Source organism: Parapedobacter defluvii (assembly GCF_014642075.1).
Lineage (GTDB): Bacteria > Bacteroidota > Bacteroidia > Sphingobacteriales > Sphingobacteriaceae > Parapedobacter > Parapedobacter defluvii.
In genome coordinates this window covers 91,832-113,593 of the sequence record NZ_BMIK01000016.1, presented here as the reverse complement: position 1 = coordinate 113,593, position 21,762 = coordinate 91,832, and the positions used below count along the sequence as shown (strand labels likewise).

Sequence of the window (21,762 nt, the reverse complement as noted above, 5' to 3'; positions counted from 1 at the left end):
GATTCACTAAACTTACTTTTTTTCATTGTCCCTAAATTATAAAACTACATTAATATGCGTAGCTGTTTTCGGGGAAGATTACATAATGAACAGCTTTCATAACGTAGGGCTATGTTTTCCTTTTCCCGCTCCATTTGGATGTCTTTGACATGATTCACTTGTCCGGTTCAGAATACTTGAACGGTGGATGCCACAATATTTACAGGTATATTGCGATTTCTCGCTCCCCTCATAAAGTTTATGCTTCCCTTTACCTCCTCCGTTGGGATGCCGCATACACGAGCCATTTGTCAGACTTGAGACACTTGGTTACTTTGTACCACAATACTCACAATAAAAATTTGCCATGGTGATTTACTGATTTTGGTTTATACTTCTGTCTAAGTCGTTTTTGTCGTTGTTGGTTATCATTCCCAATATCCCCTGCCTCACCCACCACATGCTAAACCGGTCAAAGCGATCCCGCAAATCGGCGCTGTTTCCGGCCTTCAATAGGTCAGATAAAGCGTGTCTCCCGGCATACAGCACATCTTCGAGGGGAATGGTCGGTTCCAATACAGTTTGGCCACGGCCAATATATAAATTTCCATACTTTCCACCAACCTTTCAGTGGCTTTTTCGTCGCCCAGCAAGACAGCTTGCCAAACCGCTTCTAAGGTTTCGGAATCCAACTGTTTTTTTGAAGCAGCAAACATGAGTTGATTAATCGCTGCTACTCGGTTGTCCTTTTTCGCTTCTCGAATGTGGATTTGTCTCATGTCTATTAATAGCTTGCATGCTGGTTTAACCAGCCTTGAATCCGATGGCGTTCATTTTTCGCATTACACCGAAATCGGCTTCATTTTGATTGAAGATATCTGTCAATGCCATAGGCTTTGTGATTTTGGATGTGAATCCGAGTTCGTCGGATAAGCGTTGAGCTTTATGCGCCGTCAATTCAGTGAACTCGTATCGCGCGATCAATCGCCCCTTGCGCAGCAGCGCGGGGTCGATTTTGGAAAGGTCGGTGTTGAAGGTGCAAATGATCTGGATATTCAGGCAATCCGCAAGTAATCCATCCGCCAGGTTCAGAATGCCTGCAACAGGAGAACCGTTTTGGAGGTTCCGGTCAATGACGACGTTCTCCGCATCTTCGATAACGAAAACCGAATTTGGGTGATCGATAAGCAACTCCATAAAAGTCGGGGAGGTTAGTTCGCCTGCGATCTGCACCGGAAGGAATACCACCTGTTTTTTTATTGTCGAGATGAGGTGCCGGATATAGGTGGTTTTCCCTGTGCCTGGTTTTCCATGCAGCAGGATGATACCATTATCGTTCTTTTTAGAAAGGCGTTTGACAATCGTTTCATGTACGGTTTTGAAATCGTCGTTGTAATTATTTTCAATGTCGATTCGCCGTCGCGTAATCTCCATTTCACGTGTGTCAAAACCTTTGGACGAATTGACTACTAACGAGATTTCTGGCTTAATACGAACACGACGCTTAAATTTTTTAACCCCGTCTACGATACGGTCGATGGTTTCCATAGGTGTATGACGAAAAAGCAACAGAGCCTCATTACCTTTTGTGTCAAAATAGATGAGGATATCGTTGTAAATGATATAGTACACATCGTCGTATTCTAATTTACTTTCTTGTTTCATGGGTCTTTTGGTGAAATACGCGTCGTTGATGTCTTGTTTAAAAGCATCGACTAACCATAATTGTGCTTTTTCACAGCAAATCACACCCAGGGTAATTACATTCGGTATGGTATTGAAATAAGTCGCATATAAGGCAGCGGGGTTTATGCTGTATGCTGAATAACGATTGTAAAGAACGTATGCAGGCTTTTTGCTTGGTAATTGATTTGATCCTTGCCGCTGAAACGCTTGTAAATTGATGTTGTGGATGCTTTTATTCATTATTCAACTTGTTGTTGTTGGCAAAGGTGGATAACGAAGACGTCAAGAGATGTCGTTATCCGATGAATTTTTAGAACTTGTTTGAGATGATGATTACCCCGCTATTACTTTGCGACCGCATGCTGATTAACTAAGAAACCGATGCCATCCCTTTTCGTTGTGACAGGAAAATCCTGTTCCTGCTGATTGTAGATATCCGTAAGCGTCATGGGCCTGGCAATCTCCCGTAGGAAACCGAGCTTTTCCGACAGTCGGCTCGCTTTTTCCATTTCCAATTCCTGAAACTCATAGGAAGCGATCAAACGGCCTTTGCGCATCAATGCATTATCTACTTTGGAAAGGTCTGTGTTGAAAGAACAGATGATCTGGATGTTCAGGCAATCGGAGAGCAGTCCGTCCGATAAATTTAGCAGCGACGATACAGCCGAACCACCTTTTTGTCGCCTGTCCATGATGATATTCTCTGCATCCTCAATAACGAATATCGAATTGGGATGCTCCAGCAGCAGCGAGATCAAATCGGGATTTGTGATGGATGCCGCCATGTGAGGAGGCAGGAAGAATACCTTTTTATTGACTTTCGTAATCAGGTACCGGATGTAGGACGTCTTTCCAGTTCCCGGCTTACCATGCAAGAGCACCACGCCTTTATCATTTTTCTTGGATAACCTTTTCAGGATGGTTTGGTGTATGAGGGCAAAATCATCGTTATAGTTATCGTTGATGCTGAGTTTCGGTGTGGCAATGGACTGATCAACAGTGTCAAATCCATCTTTGTCGAGGACCACGAGCGAAATTAATTTCCGATTATTATTCCGCTTCCTGAATCGATGGAGTTCGCGATGGAGCCTATCGGCTTTTGACTGCACGGAGTTATCAAAGAGGATCTCGATGCTTTGGCAGCCAGTATCAAAATAGACAACCAGTCCGTCATGCATTACATAAATAAAATCGTCATATTCCGCCAATGCGTTAAGTTTAAAGCAACGTTTGTTGAAGTATGTATCGCGGATGTCATCAGCATAATGTATAGCGAACCATTGCTGTGCCTTTTTGATGTTGATCGATTTTTGATATATCCAACAGGGTAAGGTATCGAAAAGTGCCACATAGAGTAATCTCGGATTGATGGACTCCTTGCTGTGGTTGTGTGAAAATACCTCCGATAAGGGAATGAACGGACAGGGAATTACAGAAAGGTCAGTTTTTGAAGGTGAGAAAGTCATCGTTTTAGTATCCATATGATCTACATTTATTGGTCTCAAAAGTAGAAACCGATAACGACAAGCTGCGTCGTGATGTTACCTTTTTGTATACTGGATACGCTGTCTGTTTACCAATCTCTATTTTTAAATGATATCCCCAATTACTCCGTCCGATACTGATCCGTATTATCTTAATACCTGCTTCCCATGAACGAAAGAAGAAGGCGTGGTGAGTCCGGTTTTCGCCCATAAAAATTGGACTCATATCGGATTTATTCAGGAGGAAGTATACAGCATGTGCCTGCATACCCTGAGTATGGGGATACGGAATCGCATAAAGAGAGAAATGAGAAATTGGAGCCGCCATCTATCCATTCCATGAGCAGGGGGATCGAGGAAGCCACCTATGAAAGTACAGAGCATTTTCACCTGACGAAATCTTTTTTGAACAATCCAGCATTGTATCTTCGGCATTTGATGAGCAAATGATACATGAGCTTTCGCGAAACCGGAAGATTCCCATGCGGAGATGATCAGCATCACTTTTTTTGATGATGGGAGTTCGGTATTACCATTCGCGTGTGGGTTACCTTTGTTTAAAAAGAAAGGATGTATTACGTATGAACAAGCAAGAAAAGGTAAGCGCCATCATGACCCAAAATCTGCTCACAGTTAATGTCGAAGATGATTTACATCGCGTTTATGACCTGATGCGCAAGCATAATATCAGGCATCTTCCGGTGGTGCAGGATAAAAAGCTCGTGGGGATCATCAGCCGTAACGACATTCTGCGGCTCAGTTTCGGTGACATTTTCGGAGGAGAGGAACCTGCTGATTTCGGAATTTTTGACCTATTGACTTTGGAGCAGGTGATGGCATCCAATCCCGAAACGGTCACGCCGGAGTGTACCATAGCGGAATTAGGCAAACTATTTGTGGAATCAAATTTCCATGCGTTGCCTGTGGTCAACGATGAGGGAGAAGCGATCGGGATTGTAACGACCACAGATGTTATCGCATATTTTCTGAACGTTATTGGATAGGATTTTGTATCTTACACACCATAATTTATATGTTGCATGAAAACCATATTAGTTCCTACCGATTTTTCTGAAAATGCATATGTTGCGGCGGAGTATGCCTGTGCATTGGCCAATATTTCCAAACAGAAGGTGCAATTGCTGCATGTGTATATTGCATTGTATTCGGGTTATGGAGAAGAAGGGAATAGTGTGAAACAGATCCGCTGGGCGGAGACTGAATCTGCGGAGGCCATGAAAAGCTTGGTTGAGAACCTGAACCGGCAATTCCCCGAGGTTGATATCGAAGGTGAATGTGTCAAAGGGTTTATGATTGACGTGGTAACGGATAAGCTCAAAAAGGGAGAAAACTGCCTGGTAGTCATGGGCACCAAAGGGGCAACCAATATTACCGAGAGTATTTTAGGCAGCACCACGTACGAAGTCATTAAAAAATCACCGGTGCCTGTGTTGGTCGTACCTATCGATACACCCGATTTTGCCTTTCAGCGTGTGGGTTTCTTTACGGCTTATGACGATCACGAATTGGATGCATTATTTGCTTTTCAGCAAGCCGTTAAACTCCGGCCCCACCTGGCTATGGTTCATTTTTTCAAGAAAGATGAAAAGGCTCCGGAAAAGGAGTTGGAACGCTGGCAGCGGAAGGTGGCAGAGGCGTATCCCGATTGGGGCGTTTCTTACAAAGCGGTACCTGTAGAAAAAGCCGACATCAATGCCGTGACACAGACTGCAAAATCAGAACACTTGGATTTGCTGGTATTTGCAAGGCCGCATAAATCATTTTTCCAGAAAATATTTGCTCCGAGCCTTACCAAGGCATTGGCGAATTATCCGACAATACCTTCTCTCTTTATTAAGACATGATACCTCCACGATCTTCACCGGATGATGTAACTTCCGCAGGAGCACGGTGGCGCGCCGTAATGAAGGCCGAACAACCTTTGCAAATTGTGGGTACATTAAATGGCAACCATGCTTTGTTGGCTACACAGGCCGGCTTTCGGGCGATCTATCTCTCGGGTGGTGGAGTAGCTGCGGGATCATTGGGGGTGCCCGATTTGGGGATTACCACCTTACAAGACGTGCTCATCGATGTGGAGCGTATTACCAATGTGTGTAACGCCCCGCTGCTGGTCGACGTAGACACCGGGTTTGGCCCGTCGGCGTTTAACGTCGCCCGTACGGTGAAAAGCTTGATCAAAGCAGGTGCGGCAGCATTGCATATGGAAGATCAGGTGGGGGCAAAGCGATGTGGACATCGACCTAATAAAGAGCTTGTTAACAAGCTGGAGATGGTGGACCGACTGAAAGCTGCCGTGGATGCACGTACGGATGCACAGTTTTTGATCGGTGCGCGGACCGATGCATTGGCCAGCGAAGGTTTGGAAGCCACACTTGAAAGGGCGGTAGCTTACGCCGATGCGGGCGCTGATTTTATTTTTGCGGAAGCCGTCACTGAATTGACCCAATACCGGGCATTTGCGGATGCGACTGGTCTTCCGGTATTAGCCAATATTACCGAATTTGGCATGACCCCTTTATGGACCGTAGCCGAATTATCAACCGTAGGGGTTGCAATGGTACTCTACCCGTTGTCTGCCTTCCGCGCAGCTAATAAAGCGGCATTGAACGTTTATTCGCACATTCGCAAAGACGGTACACAACGGAATGTGTTGGATACCATGCAGACACGGTCGGAATTGTATGAGACCATCGGATACCACGCATTCGAACAGAAATTAGATGAACTGTACGGGAAATGACGGGAAGTCAGAAATCGGCGCTCAAGGGTCAAAAGCCGATAGCCGATAGCCAATACCAAAAACAGTAAACAGTATGAGTAACAGCAATGAACAGACAGTGGGTAAGCCAAAAAAATCTGTAGCATTATCAGGTGTGGCGGCGGGTAATACCGCATTGTGCTCGGTAGGAAGAAGCGGCAATGACCTTCATTATCGGGGGTACGATATTTTGGATTTAGCAGAGGGTGCTTCGTTTGAGGAAGTGGCATATCTGCTGATTCACGGACGACTACCCAACGGGATACAGTTGCGGGCTTATCAACAAAAGCTGAAAGCCCTTCGCGGTTTACCGCAAATTGCCAAAAATGTGTTGGAGCAAATACGCGCTGCTGCACACCCCATGGATGTGCTTCGCACCTATACGTCGGTGTTGGGTACCATCTATCCCGAAAAAGAAGATCACAACCCGGTAGGGGCACAAGATATTGCGGATAAGCTGTTGGCATCCTATGCTTCTGCTTTGTTGTATTGGTATCATTTTGCGCATCATGGGAGGCGGATTGATGTGGAAACCGATGATGAATCGATAGGAGCCCATTTTCTTCACCTCTTGCATGGCAGGGAACCATCGGAGACATGGATAAAGTCGATGGCGGTATCACTCAATCTCTACGCAGAACATGAGTTTAACGCTTCGACATTCACCGGAAGGGTCATAGCCGGTACCGGATCTGATATTTACTCCTGCATAACCGGAAGCATCGGTGCGCTCCGAGGGCCCAAACATGGGGGAGCGAATGAGGTTGCTTATGAAATCCAGAGCCGTTATGGCGATGCAGAAGAAGCAGTCGCTGACATCAAGCAACGGTTGGAACGTAAAGAAGTTATCATCGGCTTTGGGCATCCGGTATATACGATTTCTGATCCACGAAATGTGATCATCAAGCGTGTCGCCAGGCAACTGTCCGAAGAATCGGGCGATATGGGGTTATTCACCATTGCTGAACGATTGGAAACCCTGCTTTGGGAGGAAAAGAGGATGTTCCCCAATCTCGATTGGTTTTCGGCGGTTTCCTACCATTTAATGGGGATACCCACTGCTTTTTTTACGCCACTTTTTGTCATCTCACGAGTGACGGGCTGGAGTGCCCATGTCATTGAACAACGTCAGGACGGTAAAATCATACGGCCAAGCGCGAACTACGTGGGTCCTGAATCTCGTAGTTTTATCCCGCTTCATGATAGGCGGTAGCAAGTAAAACAGTTAACCCTTAACCCTTAAAATAATTAACCCTTAAAAATCAATGTCATCGCAGCTTTCAAATAGACGGCCTGAAACCGATCAAGTTATCACGGATATTGTAGATTATGTACTTACTTATCAGATTACCAGCGACGAAGCGTTCCAAACGGCGCATTATTGCTTGCTGGATACGCTGGGCTGTGGGTTTGAAGCGTTAACCTATCCCGCATGTACAAAAATGCTCGGACCTATCGTGAGCGGGACACTCGTGCCGCATGGTGCAAAAGTGCCGGGCACATCGTATCAGTTGGACCCTGTGCAAGCGGCTTTCAACATCGGAGCGATGATCCGATGGCTCGATTTCAACGATACCTGGCTTGCCGCAGAATGGGGGCATCCTTCGGATAATCTCGGCGGTATATTGGCCACAGCAGACTGGCTTTCACGTACTGCCGTCGCCAACGGCAGAGAACCCCTTTCCATGAAGGATGTGTTGGATGCCATGATCCGAGCACACGAAGTACAGGGTGTGATGGCGCTGGAGAATTCCTTCAACCGGGTGGGCCTAGACCACGTGCTCCTGGTAAAGTTGGCTTCGACGGCAACGGTGGGTAAGCTCATGGGGCTCAGCCGTGAGGAATTAATCAATGCGGTATCCCATGCATTTGTCGATGGGCATGCCCTCCGCACATACCGTCATGCTCCTAACACCGGTAGCCGGAAATCCTGGGCAGCCGGTGATGCCACTTCCCGCGCAGTGCGGCTCGCCATGATTGCGAAAACAGGAGAGATGGGGTATCCATCCGTACTTACGGCCAAAACCTGGGGTTTTTACGATGTATTGTTTAATGGGCAGCCCTTCCGGTTTCAACGGGGATATGGCTCATACGTGATGGAAAATGTGTTGTTCAAAATCTCGTTTCCGGCTGAGTTCCACGCGCAAACGGCTGTCGAGGCTGCGATGAGCCTGCATGACAAATTGAAGAGGATGGGGCGGACAGCCGATGACATACAACATGTCCGTATCCGTACCCACGAGGCCGCCATCCGTATCATCGACAAAAAAGGCCCGCTACATAACCCTGCAGACCGAGATCACTGTATTCAGTACATGGTAGCGGTACCTTTGCTGTACGGCAGGCTTACCGCGTCTGACTACGAAGACGGCGTTGCCAACGATCCCCGTATTGATGCGTTGCGGGCAAAGATGGAGGCCAAGGAAGATAAGCAGTTTACACGGGACTACCACGATCCGGAAAAGCGTTCCATCGCCAATGCGCTTACCCTAACACTGAACGATGGAACGGTATTGGCAGAGGAAATCGTTGAATATCCGATTGGTCATAAACGCCGGCGCACGGAGGGAATACCTGTGCTGATCGAGAAATATAAAAGGAATTTGGCACGGGTATTTTCGGCAAAACAGCAGAAACAGATTCTGGACGCCTCGCTGGATCGGGATACCTTATCCCGGATGCCTGTCCATGCATTTGTAGACTTGATGGTGACCCCGTAATTTCGTATCTTTGCACGATAAGTGGAAATACGATATTATGCCTATTACCGACACTGATGTCATCTATGAAGATAACCATTTGCTTGCCGTGAATAAACGTGCGGGGTACCTTGTACAAGCAGATCCGGGAGGCGACGAGCCTTTGGAAGACATGGTAAACAAGTACCTGACTAAAAAGTATAACAAGCCCAATGGCGCTTTTGTAGGGGTAGTGCATCGATTGGATCGTCCGGTCAGCGGGTTAATTCTCTTTGCGAAGACAAGCAAAGGGCTGGAGCGGATGCAGCAATTGTTTAAAGATAGGGAAATCCGCAAAACGTATTGGGCTGTCGTGCGGCAGCCTCCGCCCGATCCCGAAGGAAAACTGGTGCATTGGCTTTCGCGCGACCGTACGCAGAATATTACCAAAGTACATAAGGAGGCAGCCGAGGGGCGGGTATATGCCGAATTGGATTATAAGCTGCTGGGGACGCTGGATGGGTACTACCTGCTGGAAGTTTATCCGCTAACCGGCCGTACCCATCAGATCCGGGCGCAACTGGCATCCATGGGATGTCCCATCGTTGGGGATCACAAATACGGTTACCCCCGGGGCAGCCTCAGGCGATCTATTTGCTTGCATGCGAGAAAGTTGTCGTTTGTTCATCCCGTTAAAAAAGAGCCCGTTGAACTGTTTGCCAAAACACCAAGGGACGGATTCTGGGATCGCTTCGAGGTATTCGGTGAGGCATAACTCCCGGTAGGAGAAATCCGTGTCAATCTGTTTGATCTGCGTCACCAGCGTTCCATCGCCGCTACCGTAAAAAAACAGCTTTTATATTAAAAGCAATTTGTCTAAGTTTGTATCATGAATAGCATAAGACGTTTTCTTGCATTGGGAGTTTTGGCAGTTATTTTAGCAGTTTCCATACCCCGGAGTGTGCAGGCACAATGTGCTATGTGTACGCTCACTGCTGAAAATGCAACCGAAAACGGTAATACGCAAGGGAAAGGGCTAAACAAGGGCATCTTGTTTTTGTTGGCAATTCCCTATTTAGCTGCTGCGGGAATAGGTGTGTTGTGGTATAAAAGATATCGCGGCAAAAAAACGGTGAATGTAGACAACGACCCGATCGTTCTCAATTGATCTGCAGATGGCCGTCGTGCATACATCGAAATTCAGGGCAATGATGGCATCCAAGTGCCCGAAGTGCCGTGTGGGAAAGATGTTCGTGGGTAGTACGTACGGGTTCCGGCGGCAACGGATGAATGACATTTGCCCATACTGCGGTTTCCGCTTTGAGATTGAACCCGGTTATTTTTATGCGGCTATGTATGTGAGCTATGGCCTGTCCGTTGCACAGGTTGTAGCAGCCGGTTTGCTTACGTACGAGGTCACCCAAAGTGAATCCCCATGGGCATATCTCGGTGTGTTGATGGGAGTGATCCTGGTTTTCGCACCTTTTAATTTCCGGTACTCCCGGCTCATTCTACTCTATTACCTTACCCCAAAAGTGAAGTATGACCCCAAGTATGAGGACCACTTTTCAGGAGATGCTTAGCAGCAAGTCGCCGAATGTTAAAACGGACTGACAATTTCTTTAAAAAGAGGTAGTTGCTGATCTTTTTCGGAAATAATCAATTCCTCGTTTTCCATCGGCCAGTCAATGGCTAGATCCGGATCATCCCACCTGACACCCAGTTCACCGGCTTTGTCGTAAAAACCCGTTACCTTATATGCAAACAAGGTGTTGTCTTCGAGCGATAGGAATCCGTGCAGGAATCCCGGCGGTATCCATAAAGATTTTGCTTCGTATTCGTCCAGTATGAGGGAAAAACTCTGTCCGAATGTAGCTGAATCCTTCCGGATATCTACGGCTACATCCAGTACGCGGCCGCGTAAAACCCGTACCAACTTACCTTGCGCATTTTCGCCTGCCTGCGCATGCAAGCCGCGAAGTACACCACGGTGAGAACAGGAGAGGTTGTCTTGCACAAAAGTCGCGGAAATATCATGGGCCGAAAAAGGCTTTTGGTTATACGTTTCGATAAAGAAACCACGTTCATCCTTCCATACTTCCGGTTCGATGATAAGCAGGCCGGATATAGGGGTCGTTACAAACTTCATTTAATTTATTGATTGAGGTATTTCATAATGCTGTCAAAAAACAATACCTTTCCTGCATACGCTGTTTCCAATTGTGCCCGGATCGCTGCAAAGCGACGCGTTTGGAATGACGCGATTTCTTCGCGGTTTTCGGTGCACAGCTGAATGCAATACGTGACGCCTTCGTGGGGTGAATCCAGCATTTCCAAAAGCGACAGGCTTGTGCCGTTTTCATCGTAAGCCAACTCTTTGTTGAGATACATACGTACGGCTTCTCCGACGTCACTTTCGGCCATGATGGAGATATTGTACAAATACATGGCGCGAAGATACGTAATCATGTGCTTTGTGGATAATGCCATGTAAAATTAAGGTTGCATAAATTGGTTTTATCGTAAAATTTTCCACCTTTGGAGGAAAGGAGTGGGATTAGTTTTTATGGTACGTAGTGTTGTGTTTTTACTCGTAGCTGTAAGCATAGCGGGCCATTTTATCGGCTGCGATGGCGGGAAAGACCGTGTTATACCCGTAGCAGATTTCTTCTCCGAACCCGAGCAGTCCGATTTCCGGATATCCCCAAATGGTAAATACATCGCTTATTTAGGCTCTTACGAAGGGCAGAAAAATATCTATATCATTCACGTAGACGAGGGGCGCCGCCATCAGCGGATTACGTCGGAAACCGAGTTGGGTGTCCAGTCCTGTTTTTGGGCAAATGACGATGAACTGATTTTTACAAAGGATAAGCGAAACGACAGTTTGCAGGTGTTTGCCGTCAACCGATCGACCTTGGGCGTGAGGCATCTGATGCTCCCTTCGACGGTAAAACTGCGCTGGATTTCTCCATCAAAGGTAATCAATCACGGGTTCTTGATTTCGCTCAATGAGCGGGATTCTTCCGTATTTGATGTATATCGTCTTCGTACGGATGCCTGTCAGAAAGAATTAGTTGCGAGGAACCCCGGTAATATTATCAAATGGTATGCAGATCTGGATGGTGAGTTGCGATTGGCAATTGCGAGTGACAGTCTGAAGGAAACGATGTTGTACCGTCATAGCGAGAAGGAACCATTCAGGGCGGTGGTGAGCAATAATTTCCGGAACTCCATTATGCCGCTGGGGTTTTCAGGTGAAAATAGAAGCTACATATTTGCCCTTTCAAATATCAATCGTGATAAATTGGCACTGGTTGAATTTGATATGGAGACCGGAAAAGAAGTGCGGACAATCTACAGCCATCCGGATGTGGATATAGACCATGGCGGCTATTCGATAGACCGGGGTGAAATGTCGTATGCAAGTTATTTTACCTGGAAACAGCAACGCCATTTCTTAAACAAACATACCGAACAAGTATATCATAAAATCCGCCAGAAACTGAAGGGGTACGAGCTAAATATATTGGACCGGGATACGGCGCGTACCCGGTTTATTGTGCGTTCGTATACGGATAAGGATCCCGGTGCCATTTATTATTACGATATGGCTACGGATGAGCTGACCAAATTGGCAGACAATAATCCGGCTTTGAATAACCGTCTGTTGGCCGAGATGAAACCCGTTACTTACCCGTCGCGTGACGGCCGTCAAATACATGGATATCTGACCATGCCACCCAAACCGAAAGGTAAGAAACCTCCGGTGATTGTTTATCCGCATAGCGGCCCAAGTGATCGCAACAGATGGGGTTTCGACCCCGAAGTCCAGTTTTTCGCAAACCGGGGTTTTGCAGTATTCCAGGTTAACTACCGCGGATCTACGGGATATGGAAAGGAATTTTGGGCCGCTGGGGCCAAGGAATGGGGAGGGAAAATACAGGAAGATATCACCGATGGGGTACGTTGGTTGATTAAAAAAGGGAGGATCGATTCAGCGCGTATTGGTATTTACGGAGCGGGATTCGGAGGATATTCGGCATTACATGGCGCCTGTTTTCATTCCGATTTATATGCATGTGCGGCTTCCTATTCGGGATTTATTAATCTGTTTACCATTCTGAAGGAAGTACCACCTCACCTTAAACCGTACTTGCAGATGTATTACGAGACAGTCGGTAACCCGGAAACAGAGCCGGAATTGATTAAATCCATGTCGCCTGTTTTTCATTCCGACCAAATAACCATTCCTGTTTTTATCGCGCAGGGTGGGCGCGATAGCTGGAGTACCGTAAATGAGACCAACCAATTTGTGCAGAAACTGAAAAAACGCAAAATCCCCATAACCTACATTTTGCGGGAGGAAGAGCGACGGTATTTCCGTAATGAGGAGAATCGCATTCTGCTTTATACGGAACTGGGTAAATTTTTCGATAAGCATCTGAAATGACGCATCGGCGCAATACATACCGCGTGAACTACCTGTTGGTTAGCGCTTTTATTGTTGTAGTGATTGCTTCCTTCGTGCTAGCCGCCTTTCTCGCCCGCGACCTTACTGTCACCTACGTCGAAAACGAATTTGCATCCCGGAAGGTAGAGGTACTGGAGTATAACATCGGACCATTCAATGATTTTTTTCATAACCGGATTCCGGAAATATCTTTTTATCAGGGCTATTTGGATTCGACCGGCGTATCTGTATATGCAGACAGTATATTTCACGCCTATCCGTTTGTGGAGCGTGTTGTTTTTTACGATGTATCATTGAGCAACGAGCGTGTGGATTATGGTTTTTCGGCCAACGACCTGGTTGTGTATCCCAAAGGAGTATATCAATTCAGTGCTGGGGCGAACGGTGCTGATTTATTGCCGCTCGTCCCGAAGAGTGGACATTTGCCTCTTTCCCTATCTGACGACTTTAATAATATGGCTGCTAAGTTTGCAGCGTTTATTGAACGAGTGGATACCACAAGAGCGCTTCAGGACGACGATATATTCAAGGTTTTTTATGCAGTGACTCCGGGTAAAATATGTTATATGAATATCCCGCGGAGAGATGACCTGAAGGCTTATAAGGAGTTGATGTATGGTAGAAATAGTCACGAAGTTGTGTATGAGCAGGACATACTTACCTATTTTATCGATCCTCAGAAGCTTTCGCTAATAAACATAATCCCCGAATTATATCAGCGTGTCCAGATTCAGCCCCTGGTGTATGAGTCGATCGATACCGACCCGGATTTATTGACAACCGAAACGCCGCTGCCGGGTGCGTTGGCAGATTATAAAATTTATTTCAGTTCCAGCCGTACTTTTCTACAGTCAGAAATCAACCGGAGGTTTTTGCCGGTGATGGCCGGCGTAATAGCCATTTATCTTCTTTTAGCTGTGATTGCTTACCTGATCTACCGGAACCTCTATGTGAATGAACGGATGTTTAAGTTACAGTATGATTTTATTAATAATTTAACACATGAATTCAAAACTCCCGTAAGTGTAATCAAAATTGCAGGCAACAATATCCGAAGTGCAAAGCAACTTTCTGATCCGGAACGTGTGCACTACGGAAGAATATTGGATGAAGAAGCCGATAAGCTTAATAATCTGATGAACACCCTGCTTTCTTTTACACAAATTGAAAATAAATCAATAAAAATAAAACGGGAAGAGGTTGATTTGCACGAATTTTGTGACAAAGTATTGAAAGCTTCCCAATTTAAATACGGAGATTTAACGCTCCGTTGTAAAGTGGATGTGAAAAGGACGTTGTACATTGATCCGGTATTGTTGGGCAGTATATTCCAAAACCTGATCGATAATGCATATAAATATTCCAAACCAGCTAATAAGGTACTGGATATAACCCTGACACAAAACAAGAAACAGATCGTTATGCGATTTGCGGATAAAGGAATCGGTATTGCCAAAAAGGAATTAATGCATATTTTTAAAAAGTTCTATCGCGTGCAGAATCAGTATAACCAACAAGGTAGTGTTGGGCTTGGATTGGCTTTTTGCAAGGAACTGGTTAATTTCATGGGAGGCGCTATCTCGGTCGAGAGTGAGTTGGGGAAAGGAACAATATTTACCATTGTATTCCCGTTAGATTAACCAAAGAAAAAAATCGTATCAGCATATGTATAAAAATGTCAAAATAGCGGTTGTCGAGGACGATGAAAACTTACGTTTTTTGGTGGTGCATCGCCTTGAGTCCGAAAACTATCAAGTGGTTCAGACCGGAAACGGCGATGAGGCTGAGAAATTGATACTGGAACAAAAGCCGGATATTGTCTTGCTCGATTGGATGCTTCCGGGAAAGCAGGGGTCCGAAATATGTGATAATTTGCGTAAAGACGGGTTTTCCAATCTCATTATTATGATGACGGCAAAATCGCAGGATGTGGATAAGATTGACGCCTATAGTTTTGGAGTTTCGGACTATATAACCAAACCTTTCAGTATGGATGTGTTGGTTGCAATGATCGAAAATAAGATTAAATATTTCGTTAATAACCAAGGCGCGGATTTGTATGCATTTGGTGACACCGAACATCACCCCAATATTCATTCCCTGATGCGTAATGGCAAGAAAATCGAGCTGACCATTTTGGAAAATCGCATTCTGCTTTACTTTCTGCAAAATATGGGGCGTGTAATCACTCGTGATGAATTAATGCAGGTGGTTTGGGGGTATAGCTCCAATGTCAATACCCGGACACTGGATATGCACATTGTACGTCTGCGTAAAAAAATCGAAGTCAATGCAGACAAACCCGCTTATCTGCAGACGGTCCGGGGGATGGGTTATAAGTTTGTAGATAACCCATAATCTTTATTTGTTTAATTAAAAAACATTTTCTATCTTCGTCCGTATGAGCAAGGCCATACCGCTTGGGACGGTATGGTCTTGCTTCTTTTTTTGACTTTATTTTTTTTAATTCATAACAGTTATGGCAGAAGTAACGTATTACAGCAAAGAGGGATTGGAAAAACTCAAAGAAGAGTTGCAGTATCTCAAAACGGAGGGCAGGGCAAAGATTGCAAAAGCCATTGCCGAAGCGCGAGACAAGGGAGATTTATCTGAAAACGCGGAATACGACGCCGCTAAGGAGGCACAGGGATTACATGAGGCCAAAATTGCTAAGCTGGAAGAGAGCTTGGCCAACGCCCGTGTAATTGATGAATCAACATTGGATACGTCTAAGGTACTGGCACTGTCCATTGTTAAATTAAAGAATGTAAAAAATGGTGCGGTGATGACTTACCAACTGGTTTCAGAGACGGAAGCGGATCTGAAAGCGGGAAAGATTTCGGTTAAGTCACCCATCGCGCAAGGCCTGCTCGGTAAATCGAAAGGTGATAAAGCCCAGATACAGGTGCCAGCAGGTGAGGTAGAGTTGGAAATCTTGGATATTTCCCGATAGGAGCGAGTGACGGTTATGTGCGGGTCTGCCATAACCGCACATGAGCGAAACAATATTGTCCGACGGCTGTTTCATAAAACAGCCGTTTTTTTATCTTTGTAATTATCATAATCAGGAAAACGATATGCCTACCATATTTTCGAAAATCATTGAAGGTGAAATCCCTGCCTATAAAGTGGCAGAAAGCAACGATTACTTAGCTTTCTTAGATATCAATCCCCTGGTCAGGGGGCATGTACTTGTCATCCCGAAACGGGAGACAGATTACCTGTTTGACATGGAGGATGACGATTATATGGGGCTGTGGGTTTTTGCAAAAATTGTTGCCCGGGGTATCAAACCGGTTTATCCCTGTGAACGGATCGGTGTAGCAGTGGTTGGGCTGGAAGTTGCCCATACACACATTCACCTGGTGCCGATCAATGAAATCGGGGATCTGAATTTCAACCGCCCGAAACTCAAACTTAGCCACGATGAGCTCGCAGAGAGTGCCGATGCCATCCGGAACGCTATTTCAGCACTCACCCGTAAATCGTAGACCTTAACCGATGATGTCCCGGCAATGTAAATCGCCTTTGTCCATCCGACCAATTTGTGTAAGTTTGTAGGTGATAGTTATGCAAGAGTTCTGGGAGTCCTTTTCACAGTTGCTGGATGCCGAAACGCTGTTGAGGTCTGGAGGCTTCTATCTTGTGGTGTTTATCGTATTTGCAGAGACCGGTTTGTTCTTTGGGTTTTTCCTGCCGGGTGATTACCTGCTGTTTTTAGCAGGTCTTTTCTGTGCATCGGGCATGTTGGATGTAGACATCACAACCTTGTGTTTGGGGCTGTTTACCGCCGGAGTATTGGGTAATTTTACCGGATATTGGTTCGGGTGGCGAACAGGGCCCATGCTATTTAAACGAAAAGATACGTGGCTGTTCAAACGCCGGTATGTGGTGATGGCCGAAGAATTCTACCACAAATACGGCGGAGCGGCCTTGATTATTGGGCGTTTTGTGCCGGTTATCCGTACTTTTGCACCGATATTGGCTGGTATCGTTCAGTTGAATTTTCGGAAATTCGTGCTGTACAATTTGGGTGGAGCAGCCATCTGGGTGTCGTTGCTCACGTTGTCAGGTTTTTTTTTGGGCCGCAAATTCCCTCAGATCAGCCACTATATTGAATATATTATTATTGGCTTCATTGCCATTTCTTTTACACCGATATTAATCGCATTGATTAGAAGAAAACTTCGCCTGGACAAAAGTAAGAAGGCTGAAATTAAAGAGTGACAACCCTAGAATCTTATTTGAATGAGTAAATCACACCCTTGGCATGATGTATCCCCCGGCGATGATCTTCCATCATCGGTTAATGCCATTATTGAAATTCCCAAAGGCTCGAAAGCTAAGTATGAAATCGATAAAGAAAGCGGATTGATTAAACTGGACCGCGTATTGTTTTCGTCGGTAATGTATCCCGCCAACTATGGATTCATTCCAAAGACCTATTGTGACGATAAAGATCCGCTGGATATCCTTGTGCTTTGCTCCGTGGATGTATATCCCATGAGTATCATCGAAGCTAAAGTTATCGGAGTGATGCATATGATCGATAATGGCGAGCAGGACGACAAGATTATTGCCGTTGCCAAAAACGATATGTCTGTCAATTACATCAACGACCTTTCGGAGTTGCCGCCGCACACCATGAAAGAAATAGTCCGCTTTTTCCAGGATTATAAAGTGCTCGAACGTAAAAACGTTACGATAGAGCGCCTTTTTGGTCGCTCGTATGCCTACCAGGTTATTCAGGAAAGTATCGAGTTATACCAAAAAGAATTCGGTAAACAAATAACAACCTGATGGGCTGGGAAATTTTCTGGACGTTATTCTTAGTAGCCGCCAATGGCTTTTTTGTAGCTGCTGAATTTGCGATTGTCAAGGTCAGGGCATCCCAGATTGAGATCAAAATTAAAACCGGCAGTCAGGTGGCACAGGTGGCCAAGCACATAACCGGCCATCTGGATGGTTACCTGGCCGCAACCCAATTGGGCATTACCTTGTCATCACTTGCATTGGGGTGGGTGGGTGAAGCGGTGATGACCGATATCGTAGGTGTATTTTTTGGGTGGTTCGATGTGGAACTAACTGGAACACTCGCGAAAAACCTCGGGCATGTACTTGCTTTTGGTATCATAACCGTGCTACACATTGTTTTCGGCGAATTGGCGCCCAAATCCATTGCCATCCAACGCCCTGTAGGCACAACCATGAACATTGCCTTGCCTTTGCGCTTCTTTTATGTGATTTTCCGGCCTGTCATCTGGGTGCTGAATGGGTTCGCCAATCTGATCCTTCGGTTGATGGGGTTTGAAGTAAATGTGGGGGAGGCCCACCATTCCTCTGAAGAATTGCAATACCTACTTGATCAAGGTAAGGAGAGTGGCGCGCTGGATACAGCGGAACATGAGCTGATCAAGAATGTATTTGATTTCAATGAGCGCATGGTAAAGAGCATTATGGTGCCGCGCACGAAAATTTATGCTGTGGAGATGAACTGTCCGGGAGCTGAATTCATTGAACGGATTACCAAAGAAGGTTATTCACGTATCCCCATTTACGATGACAACATCGACCAGATCATCGGAATCGTACATACCAAAGACATTCTTCCCATCATCGCAAAAGGAAAAGAGCTGGTACTTCGGAATATTATCCGGAAGCCTTATTTTATTCCTGAGACCAAGAAAATTAATGATTTGATGGCTGAATTTCAGCAGAAACGCATGCAGATAGCCATTGTGTTGGACGAATTTGGTGGAACCGCCGGAATGGTAACGCTGGAGGATATTGTCGAGGAGTTGGTAGGTGAGATCCAGGACGAATACGACGAAGAGACTCCGGTTGTTGAGCGCATCTCAGATACCGAATACATGGTGGATGCGAGCGCTAATGTACACGATGTCAACGAATTTCTACCCAAGGAGTTACCGGAAAGCAACGATTACGATACCATATCAGGATTGGTAACGGATTTGTTTGATAAAATACCCGATGTGGGGGAATATAAAGAGTTCCAAGGGTATAACTTCATCATCATGAAGAAAACCCAACAGAATATCGAGTTTGTGAAGCTGGAGCTCTTACAGGAAGACCCGGATGAAGATATGGAATAATCTGCCTTGACTTTGCAACTGTTTTATACACCCGATATTTTACCCCGTGCAAAGGCATATGTGCTAAGCGAAGAGGAAAGCAAGCATGCCGTTCGCGTATTGCGGCTAACGGAAGGACAGCCGGTCCATTTGGTAGATGGACGGGGAGGGCTATATGAAGGGATCATTACAGAAGCGCATCCCAAGCGGACGGCGATAGAAATTGAAGTGTATAACACGAACTATGGGGAACGGCCCTATTACTTGCATGTAGCCATTGCACCTACCAAGAACATGGATCGTATTGAGTGGTTTCTTGAAAAAGCTACCGAGGTCGGAATCGATGAAATCACGCCGATTATCTGTGACCATTCCGAGCGGAAAGAAATAAAGCCGGAGCGGTTGAAAAAAGTTATGGTTGCCGCCATGAAGCAGTCGCTGAAAGCTTATTTGCCTAAACTTAACGAGGCGGTTAAACTGCCGGAATTTTTGGGAAGCAGTGATGCCGGGTTGCAAAAGTTCATTGCCCATTGTGCAGCAGGTGATAAATTTTTTTTGACGGACCGGATGGAAGTGGCAGGCCGCTACCTAATCCTGATCGGGCCAGAAGGGGATTTCAGTACGCTAGAAATCGGAGCAGCTGTAGAGACAGGTTATGTACCCGTCACACTGGGTTCGGCTCGCCTGCGCACGGAAACAGCGGCATTGATGGCCTGTCTGGAAATAGCTGTGGCAAATCGGTGAGCTAGTTCAATTCCGCGTTAAGTACCTGGATTTCTGAGTTGCCTTCTTCCGTGTTGGAATTTAAATGGACAGTACCCGTTATCTTAATGGGTTCCTCGGTAAAACGTACTTTTTTGCCTTTTTTCATAAATACCTCAACCATGGGGGGAATATCTCCCTGGCCGCAGAACATGCACTGCATGACGGGCAGTACCGATAGCATAAATGTCTCGTGGTCCCTTCCACCATTGATGGGTACGAGGTAACCGGGCAGGGTGACGGTTTTTTTGTCAATGGCTTTCAATTCATCCGGGAAATGCGGGGTATATACCGTCTTATTGTCTTTATACGTTACTTTGTACATCAATTTATTGATCGTTTCCCAGGTGCTGTTCATCATTGGCGTGTGGTCGGGAACCTCGCCAAACGGTGCATCCTGCGCACGCGCTACCAGTGTACCAAGCACCATGAATGCAATTACGAAATACGTCTTCATATCTTCTATTAATTTCCCGATAACGTTCGTGATATCGAAGTCTTGTAAGCTTTTATTGCAGGAATCACCGCAGCAACAAAGCCAATAGCCACACCGATGAATACTAACCAACCTTCCTGTGGCAATAAAACCAGCGCCTCTAACAGCGTTGTTGTACCGCCTGTGCTGGTACCGATCAGATAAATGGCTAAGTGACCGATCCCGATTCCAGCGATTGCTCCCACAAAGGTAAGCAATATTCCTTCGGCAATCACTATGCCGAATAGTTTACCCTGTGATGCGCCCAGCGTACGCATGATAGCCAAGTCGTATTTCCGGCTTTTCAAGGCATTGTATAAGCTAATAAATACGCTAAGGGCAGCCATCAGCATAATTACATAGGCCAATACCTGCAACGAGTCAATACCGATGCCCAACAGGGAAAACAGGCGGGCACTTTCAATGGCAGGGGATGCAGCCTGCATGGATGTATTTTGGTTAACCAGCCGTGGAAACATACCGATAGCGGCTGGGTTCCTGTATTGGATTAGCATGCTTGTGATTTCCCGTTCTCCCGAGCCGACATCGCCCATGATGCTTTTAACAAGTTGGGGGTCGGTGGTCGGTGATGGGTGGTTGGTGGCATCGTCATGATCGTGATCTTCACCATGGTGGTGTTCGTGTTCCTCCACACCGGGCACGTCATGGCTGTGGTCATTGTGCTCATGTTCTTCATCTCCGTGCTCATGATGATCCTCATCTTCATGATCTCCATGCATACGCCATACGCTGGCCAGGTTGGTCAAGATAAGCCGGTCTGCAATGTGGTGAGCCGGTTTGAAAATTCCTGTGATGGTGTATGCGTGCTCATCGTGGGTATGACCTTCGCTGCTGAGGCCATGTGCGCCATATATTTTATCGCCGATTTTTAAGTGATTTTTCCGGGCAACATCGGCTCCAATGGTAGCTTCAAAATCACTTTTCCAAATCTCTCCTTCAGCCAGTTCCAGCCCATATAATTGCAGAAATGTGCTGTCGGTCCCGATAATGCGGTGGCCTTTATAATTGTCACCCAGTGAAAGTGGAACCGCTAATTTGACCATGGGGTTAGCAGCCAGTTTCTGGGCCTCTGTGAGGCTGATGTTGCCCGTGGGATTATCCATGTGGTAGATGCTGCTAAGAATAAGCTGGATAGGGCTTCCCTTGGCGCCTACCACCAAATCGATACCCCGGCTGTTGTTATCGAGTTGTTCTTCAATTTGATGGGAAGTGAGCAGCAGCACGCATAAGATACCCGTGCCGAACGCAGTAAGTAAAATTCCCAACAACGATGTTGCCGTATTCTGGCGGATGTTCTTCCAAGCAATCTGAATGCTGTTCATGTTAAAT

The 21,762-nt window shown here is 46.0% G+C and carries 24 protein-coding genes; 17 read left to right on the top strand and 7 right to left on the bottom strand.

Features of this window, described 5'->3' with window-relative positions:
* Nucleotides 1–488 precede the first annotated feature (488 nt).
* The 3 genes from IEX60_RS18845 to IEX60_RS18835 all read right to left on the bottom strand — a co-directional run bounded on the left by IEX60_RS18845 (nt 489) and on the right by IEX60_RS18835 (nt 3,146).
* Nucleotides 489–758 (bottom strand): hypothetical protein, encoded by a 270-nt coding sequence (locus tag IEX60_RS18845; protein ID WP_188752960.1) that lies wholly within the window; start codon nt 756–758, stop codon nt 489–491.
* Nucleotides 759–783: 25 nt separating this feature from the next.
* Entirely contained in the window at nt 784–1,905 is a 1,122-nt protein-coding gene (locus IEX60_RS18840) for an AAA family ATPase (RefSeq protein ID WP_188752959.1), read from the bottom strand.
* 104 nt (nt 1,906–2,009) lie between these two features.
* Nucleotides 2,010–3,146, bottom strand: coding sequence for an AAA family ATPase (locus IEX60_RS18835; RefSeq protein ID WP_188752958.1), 1,137 nt, complete (start codon nt 3,144–3,146; stop codon nt 2,010–2,012).
* A 584-nt stretch (nt 3,147–3,730) separates the two neighbouring features.
* Here IEX60_RS18835 and IEX60_RS18830 point away from each other — a divergent pair.
* The 8 genes from IEX60_RS18830 (at nt 3,731) to IEX60_RS18795 (ending at nt 10,192) form a co-directional block, all read left to right on the top strand.
* Nucleotides 3,731–4,153 carry a CBS domain-containing protein gene (locus IEX60_RS18830; RefSeq protein ID WP_188752957.1) on the top strand — a complete coding sequence of 141 codons (423 nt, stop codon included), beginning with the start codon at nt 3,731–3,733 and terminating at the stop codon, nt 4,151–4,153.
* Nucleotides 4,154–4,189: 36 nt separating this feature from the next.
* On the top strand, nt 4,190–5,014 hold the full coding sequence (locus IEX60_RS18825; protein ID WP_188752956.1) for a universal stress protein: 825 nt from the start codon (nt 4,190–4,192) through the stop codon (nt 5,012–5,014).
* On the top strand, nt 5,011–5,913 hold the full coding sequence (prpB, locus tag IEX60_RS18820) for a methylisocitrate lyase (protein ID WP_188752955.1): 903 nt from the start codon (nt 5,011–5,013) through the stop codon (nt 5,911–5,913). The genes IEX60_RS18825 and prpB overlap by 4 nt, the downstream gene beginning before the upstream one ends.
* A 73-nt stretch (nt 5,914–5,986) precedes the next feature.
* On the top strand, nt 5,987–7,144 hold the full coding sequence (gene prpC / locus IEX60_RS18815) for a bifunctional 2-methylcitrate synthase/citrate synthase (protein ID WP_188752954.1): 1,158 nt from the start codon (nt 5,987–5,989) through the stop codon (nt 7,142–7,144).
* Nucleotides 7,145–7,196: 52 nt separating this feature from the next.
* Entirely contained in the window at nt 7,197–8,651 is a 1,455-nt protein-coding gene (locus tag IEX60_RS18810) for a bifunctional 2-methylcitrate dehydratase/aconitate hydratase (protein ID WP_188752953.1), read from the top strand.
* A 37-nt stretch (nt 8,652–8,688) separates the two neighbouring features.
* On the top strand, nt 8,689–9,384 hold the full coding sequence (locus IEX60_RS18805; protein WP_188752952.1) for an RluA family pseudouridine synthase: 696 nt from the start codon (nt 8,689–8,691) through the stop codon (nt 9,382–9,384).
* 114 nt (nt 9,385–9,498) lie between these two features.
* Nucleotides 9,499–9,777, top strand: a complete 279-nt coding sequence (locus IEX60_RS18800) for a CAMCR motif-containing small membrane protein (protein WP_188752951.1) — start codon at nt 9,499–9,501, stop codon at nt 9,775–9,777.
* A gap of 7 nt (nt 9,778–9,784) precedes the next feature.
* Entirely contained in the window at nt 9,785–10,192 is a 408-nt protein-coding gene (locus IEX60_RS18795) for a DUF983 domain-containing protein (protein WP_188752950.1), read from the top strand.
* Between the two features lie 17 nt (nt 10,193–10,209).
* Here the strand turns inward: IEX60_RS18795 and rfbC are convergent, their stop codons facing one another.
* The gene (gene rfbC, locus IEX60_RS18790) at nt 10,210–10,758 is read right to left on the bottom strand and encodes a dTDP-4-dehydrorhamnose 3,5-epimerase (protein WP_188752949.1); all 549 of its coding nucleotides are present in this window, start codon (nt 10,756–10,758) and stop codon (nt 10,210–10,212) included.
* 5 nt (nt 10,759–10,763) lie between these two features.
* Nucleotides 10,764–11,099: a DUF4286 family protein gene (locus IEX60_RS18785; protein ID WP_188752948.1), complete on the bottom strand. Its 336-nt coding sequence runs from the start codon at nt 11,097–11,099 to the stop codon at nt 10,764–10,766.
* Nucleotides 11,100–11,175: 76 nt separating this feature from the next.
* Between IEX60_RS18785 and IEX60_RS18780 the strand changes: the two genes are divergently transcribed.
* From IEX60_RS18780 to IEX60_RS18740, 9 genes are all read left to right on the top strand, one after another.
* Complete coding sequence (locus IEX60_RS18780; RefSeq protein ID WP_188752947.1) at nt 11,176–13,062, top strand: S9 family peptidase; 1,887 nt, start codon at nt 11,176–11,178, stop codon at nt 13,060–13,062.
* Nucleotides 13,059–14,723 carry a sensor histidine kinase gene (locus IEX60_RS18775; RefSeq protein WP_188752946.1) on the top strand — a complete coding sequence of 555 codons (1,665 nt, stop codon included), beginning with the start codon at nt 13,059–13,061 and terminating at the stop codon, nt 14,721–14,723. Before IEX60_RS18780 ends, IEX60_RS18775 begins: the two co-directional genes overlap by 4 nt.
* Nucleotides 14,724–14,748: 25 nt before the next feature.
* Nucleotides 14,749–15,441 (top strand): response regulator, encoded by a 693-nt coding sequence (locus tag IEX60_RS18770; RefSeq protein ID WP_188752945.1) that lies wholly within the window; start codon nt 14,749–14,751, stop codon nt 15,439–15,441.
* Between the two features lie 121 nt (nt 15,442–15,562).
* Nucleotides 15,563–16,036 carry a transcription elongation factor GreA gene (greA, locus tag IEX60_RS18765; RefSeq protein ID WP_188752944.1) on the top strand — a complete coding sequence of 158 codons (474 nt, stop codon included), beginning with the start codon at nt 15,563–15,565 and terminating at the stop codon, nt 16,034–16,036.
* Nucleotides 16,037–16,160: 124 nt separating this feature from the next.
* Entirely contained in the window at nt 16,161–16,574 is a 414-nt protein-coding gene (locus IEX60_RS18760) for an HIT family protein (protein ID WP_188752943.1), read from the top strand.
* A gap of 79 nt (nt 16,575–16,653) precedes the next feature.
* Nucleotides 16,654–17,310, top strand: coding sequence for a DedA family protein (locus IEX60_RS18755; protein WP_188752942.1), 657 nt, complete (start codon nt 16,654–16,656; stop codon nt 17,308–17,310).
* A gap of 21 nt (nt 17,311–17,331) precedes the next feature.
* On the top strand, nt 17,332–17,883 hold the full coding sequence (locus tag IEX60_RS18750) for an inorganic diphosphatase (protein WP_188752941.1): 552 nt from the start codon (nt 17,332–17,334) through the stop codon (nt 17,881–17,883).
* On the top strand, nt 17,883–19,196 hold the full coding sequence (locus tag IEX60_RS18745) for a hemolysin family protein (protein ID WP_188752940.1): 1,314 nt from the start codon (nt 17,883–17,885) through the stop codon (nt 19,194–19,196). The genes IEX60_RS18750 and IEX60_RS18745 overlap by 1 nt, the downstream gene beginning before the upstream one ends.
* A 6-nt stretch (nt 19,197–19,202) precedes the next feature.
* Entirely contained in the window at nt 19,203–19,919 is a 717-nt protein-coding gene (locus tag IEX60_RS18740) for a 16S rRNA (uracil(1498)-N(3))-methyltransferase (protein ID WP_308420762.1), read from the top strand.
* Between the two features lies 1 nt (nt 19,920).
* Here IEX60_RS18740 and IEX60_RS18735 read toward each other — a convergent pair whose 3' ends face one another.
* Nucleotides 19,921–20,394, bottom strand: a complete 474-nt coding sequence (locus IEX60_RS18735; RefSeq protein WP_188752939.1) for a DUF3299 domain-containing protein — start codon at nt 20,392–20,394, stop codon at nt 19,921–19,923.
* 8 nt (nt 20,395–20,402) lie between these two features.
* Complete coding sequence (locus tag IEX60_RS18730) at nt 20,403–21,755, bottom strand: ABC transporter permease (RefSeq protein WP_188752938.1); 1,353 nt, start codon at nt 21,753–21,755, stop codon at nt 20,403–20,405.
* Nucleotides 21,756–21,762 lie beyond the last annotated feature (7 nt).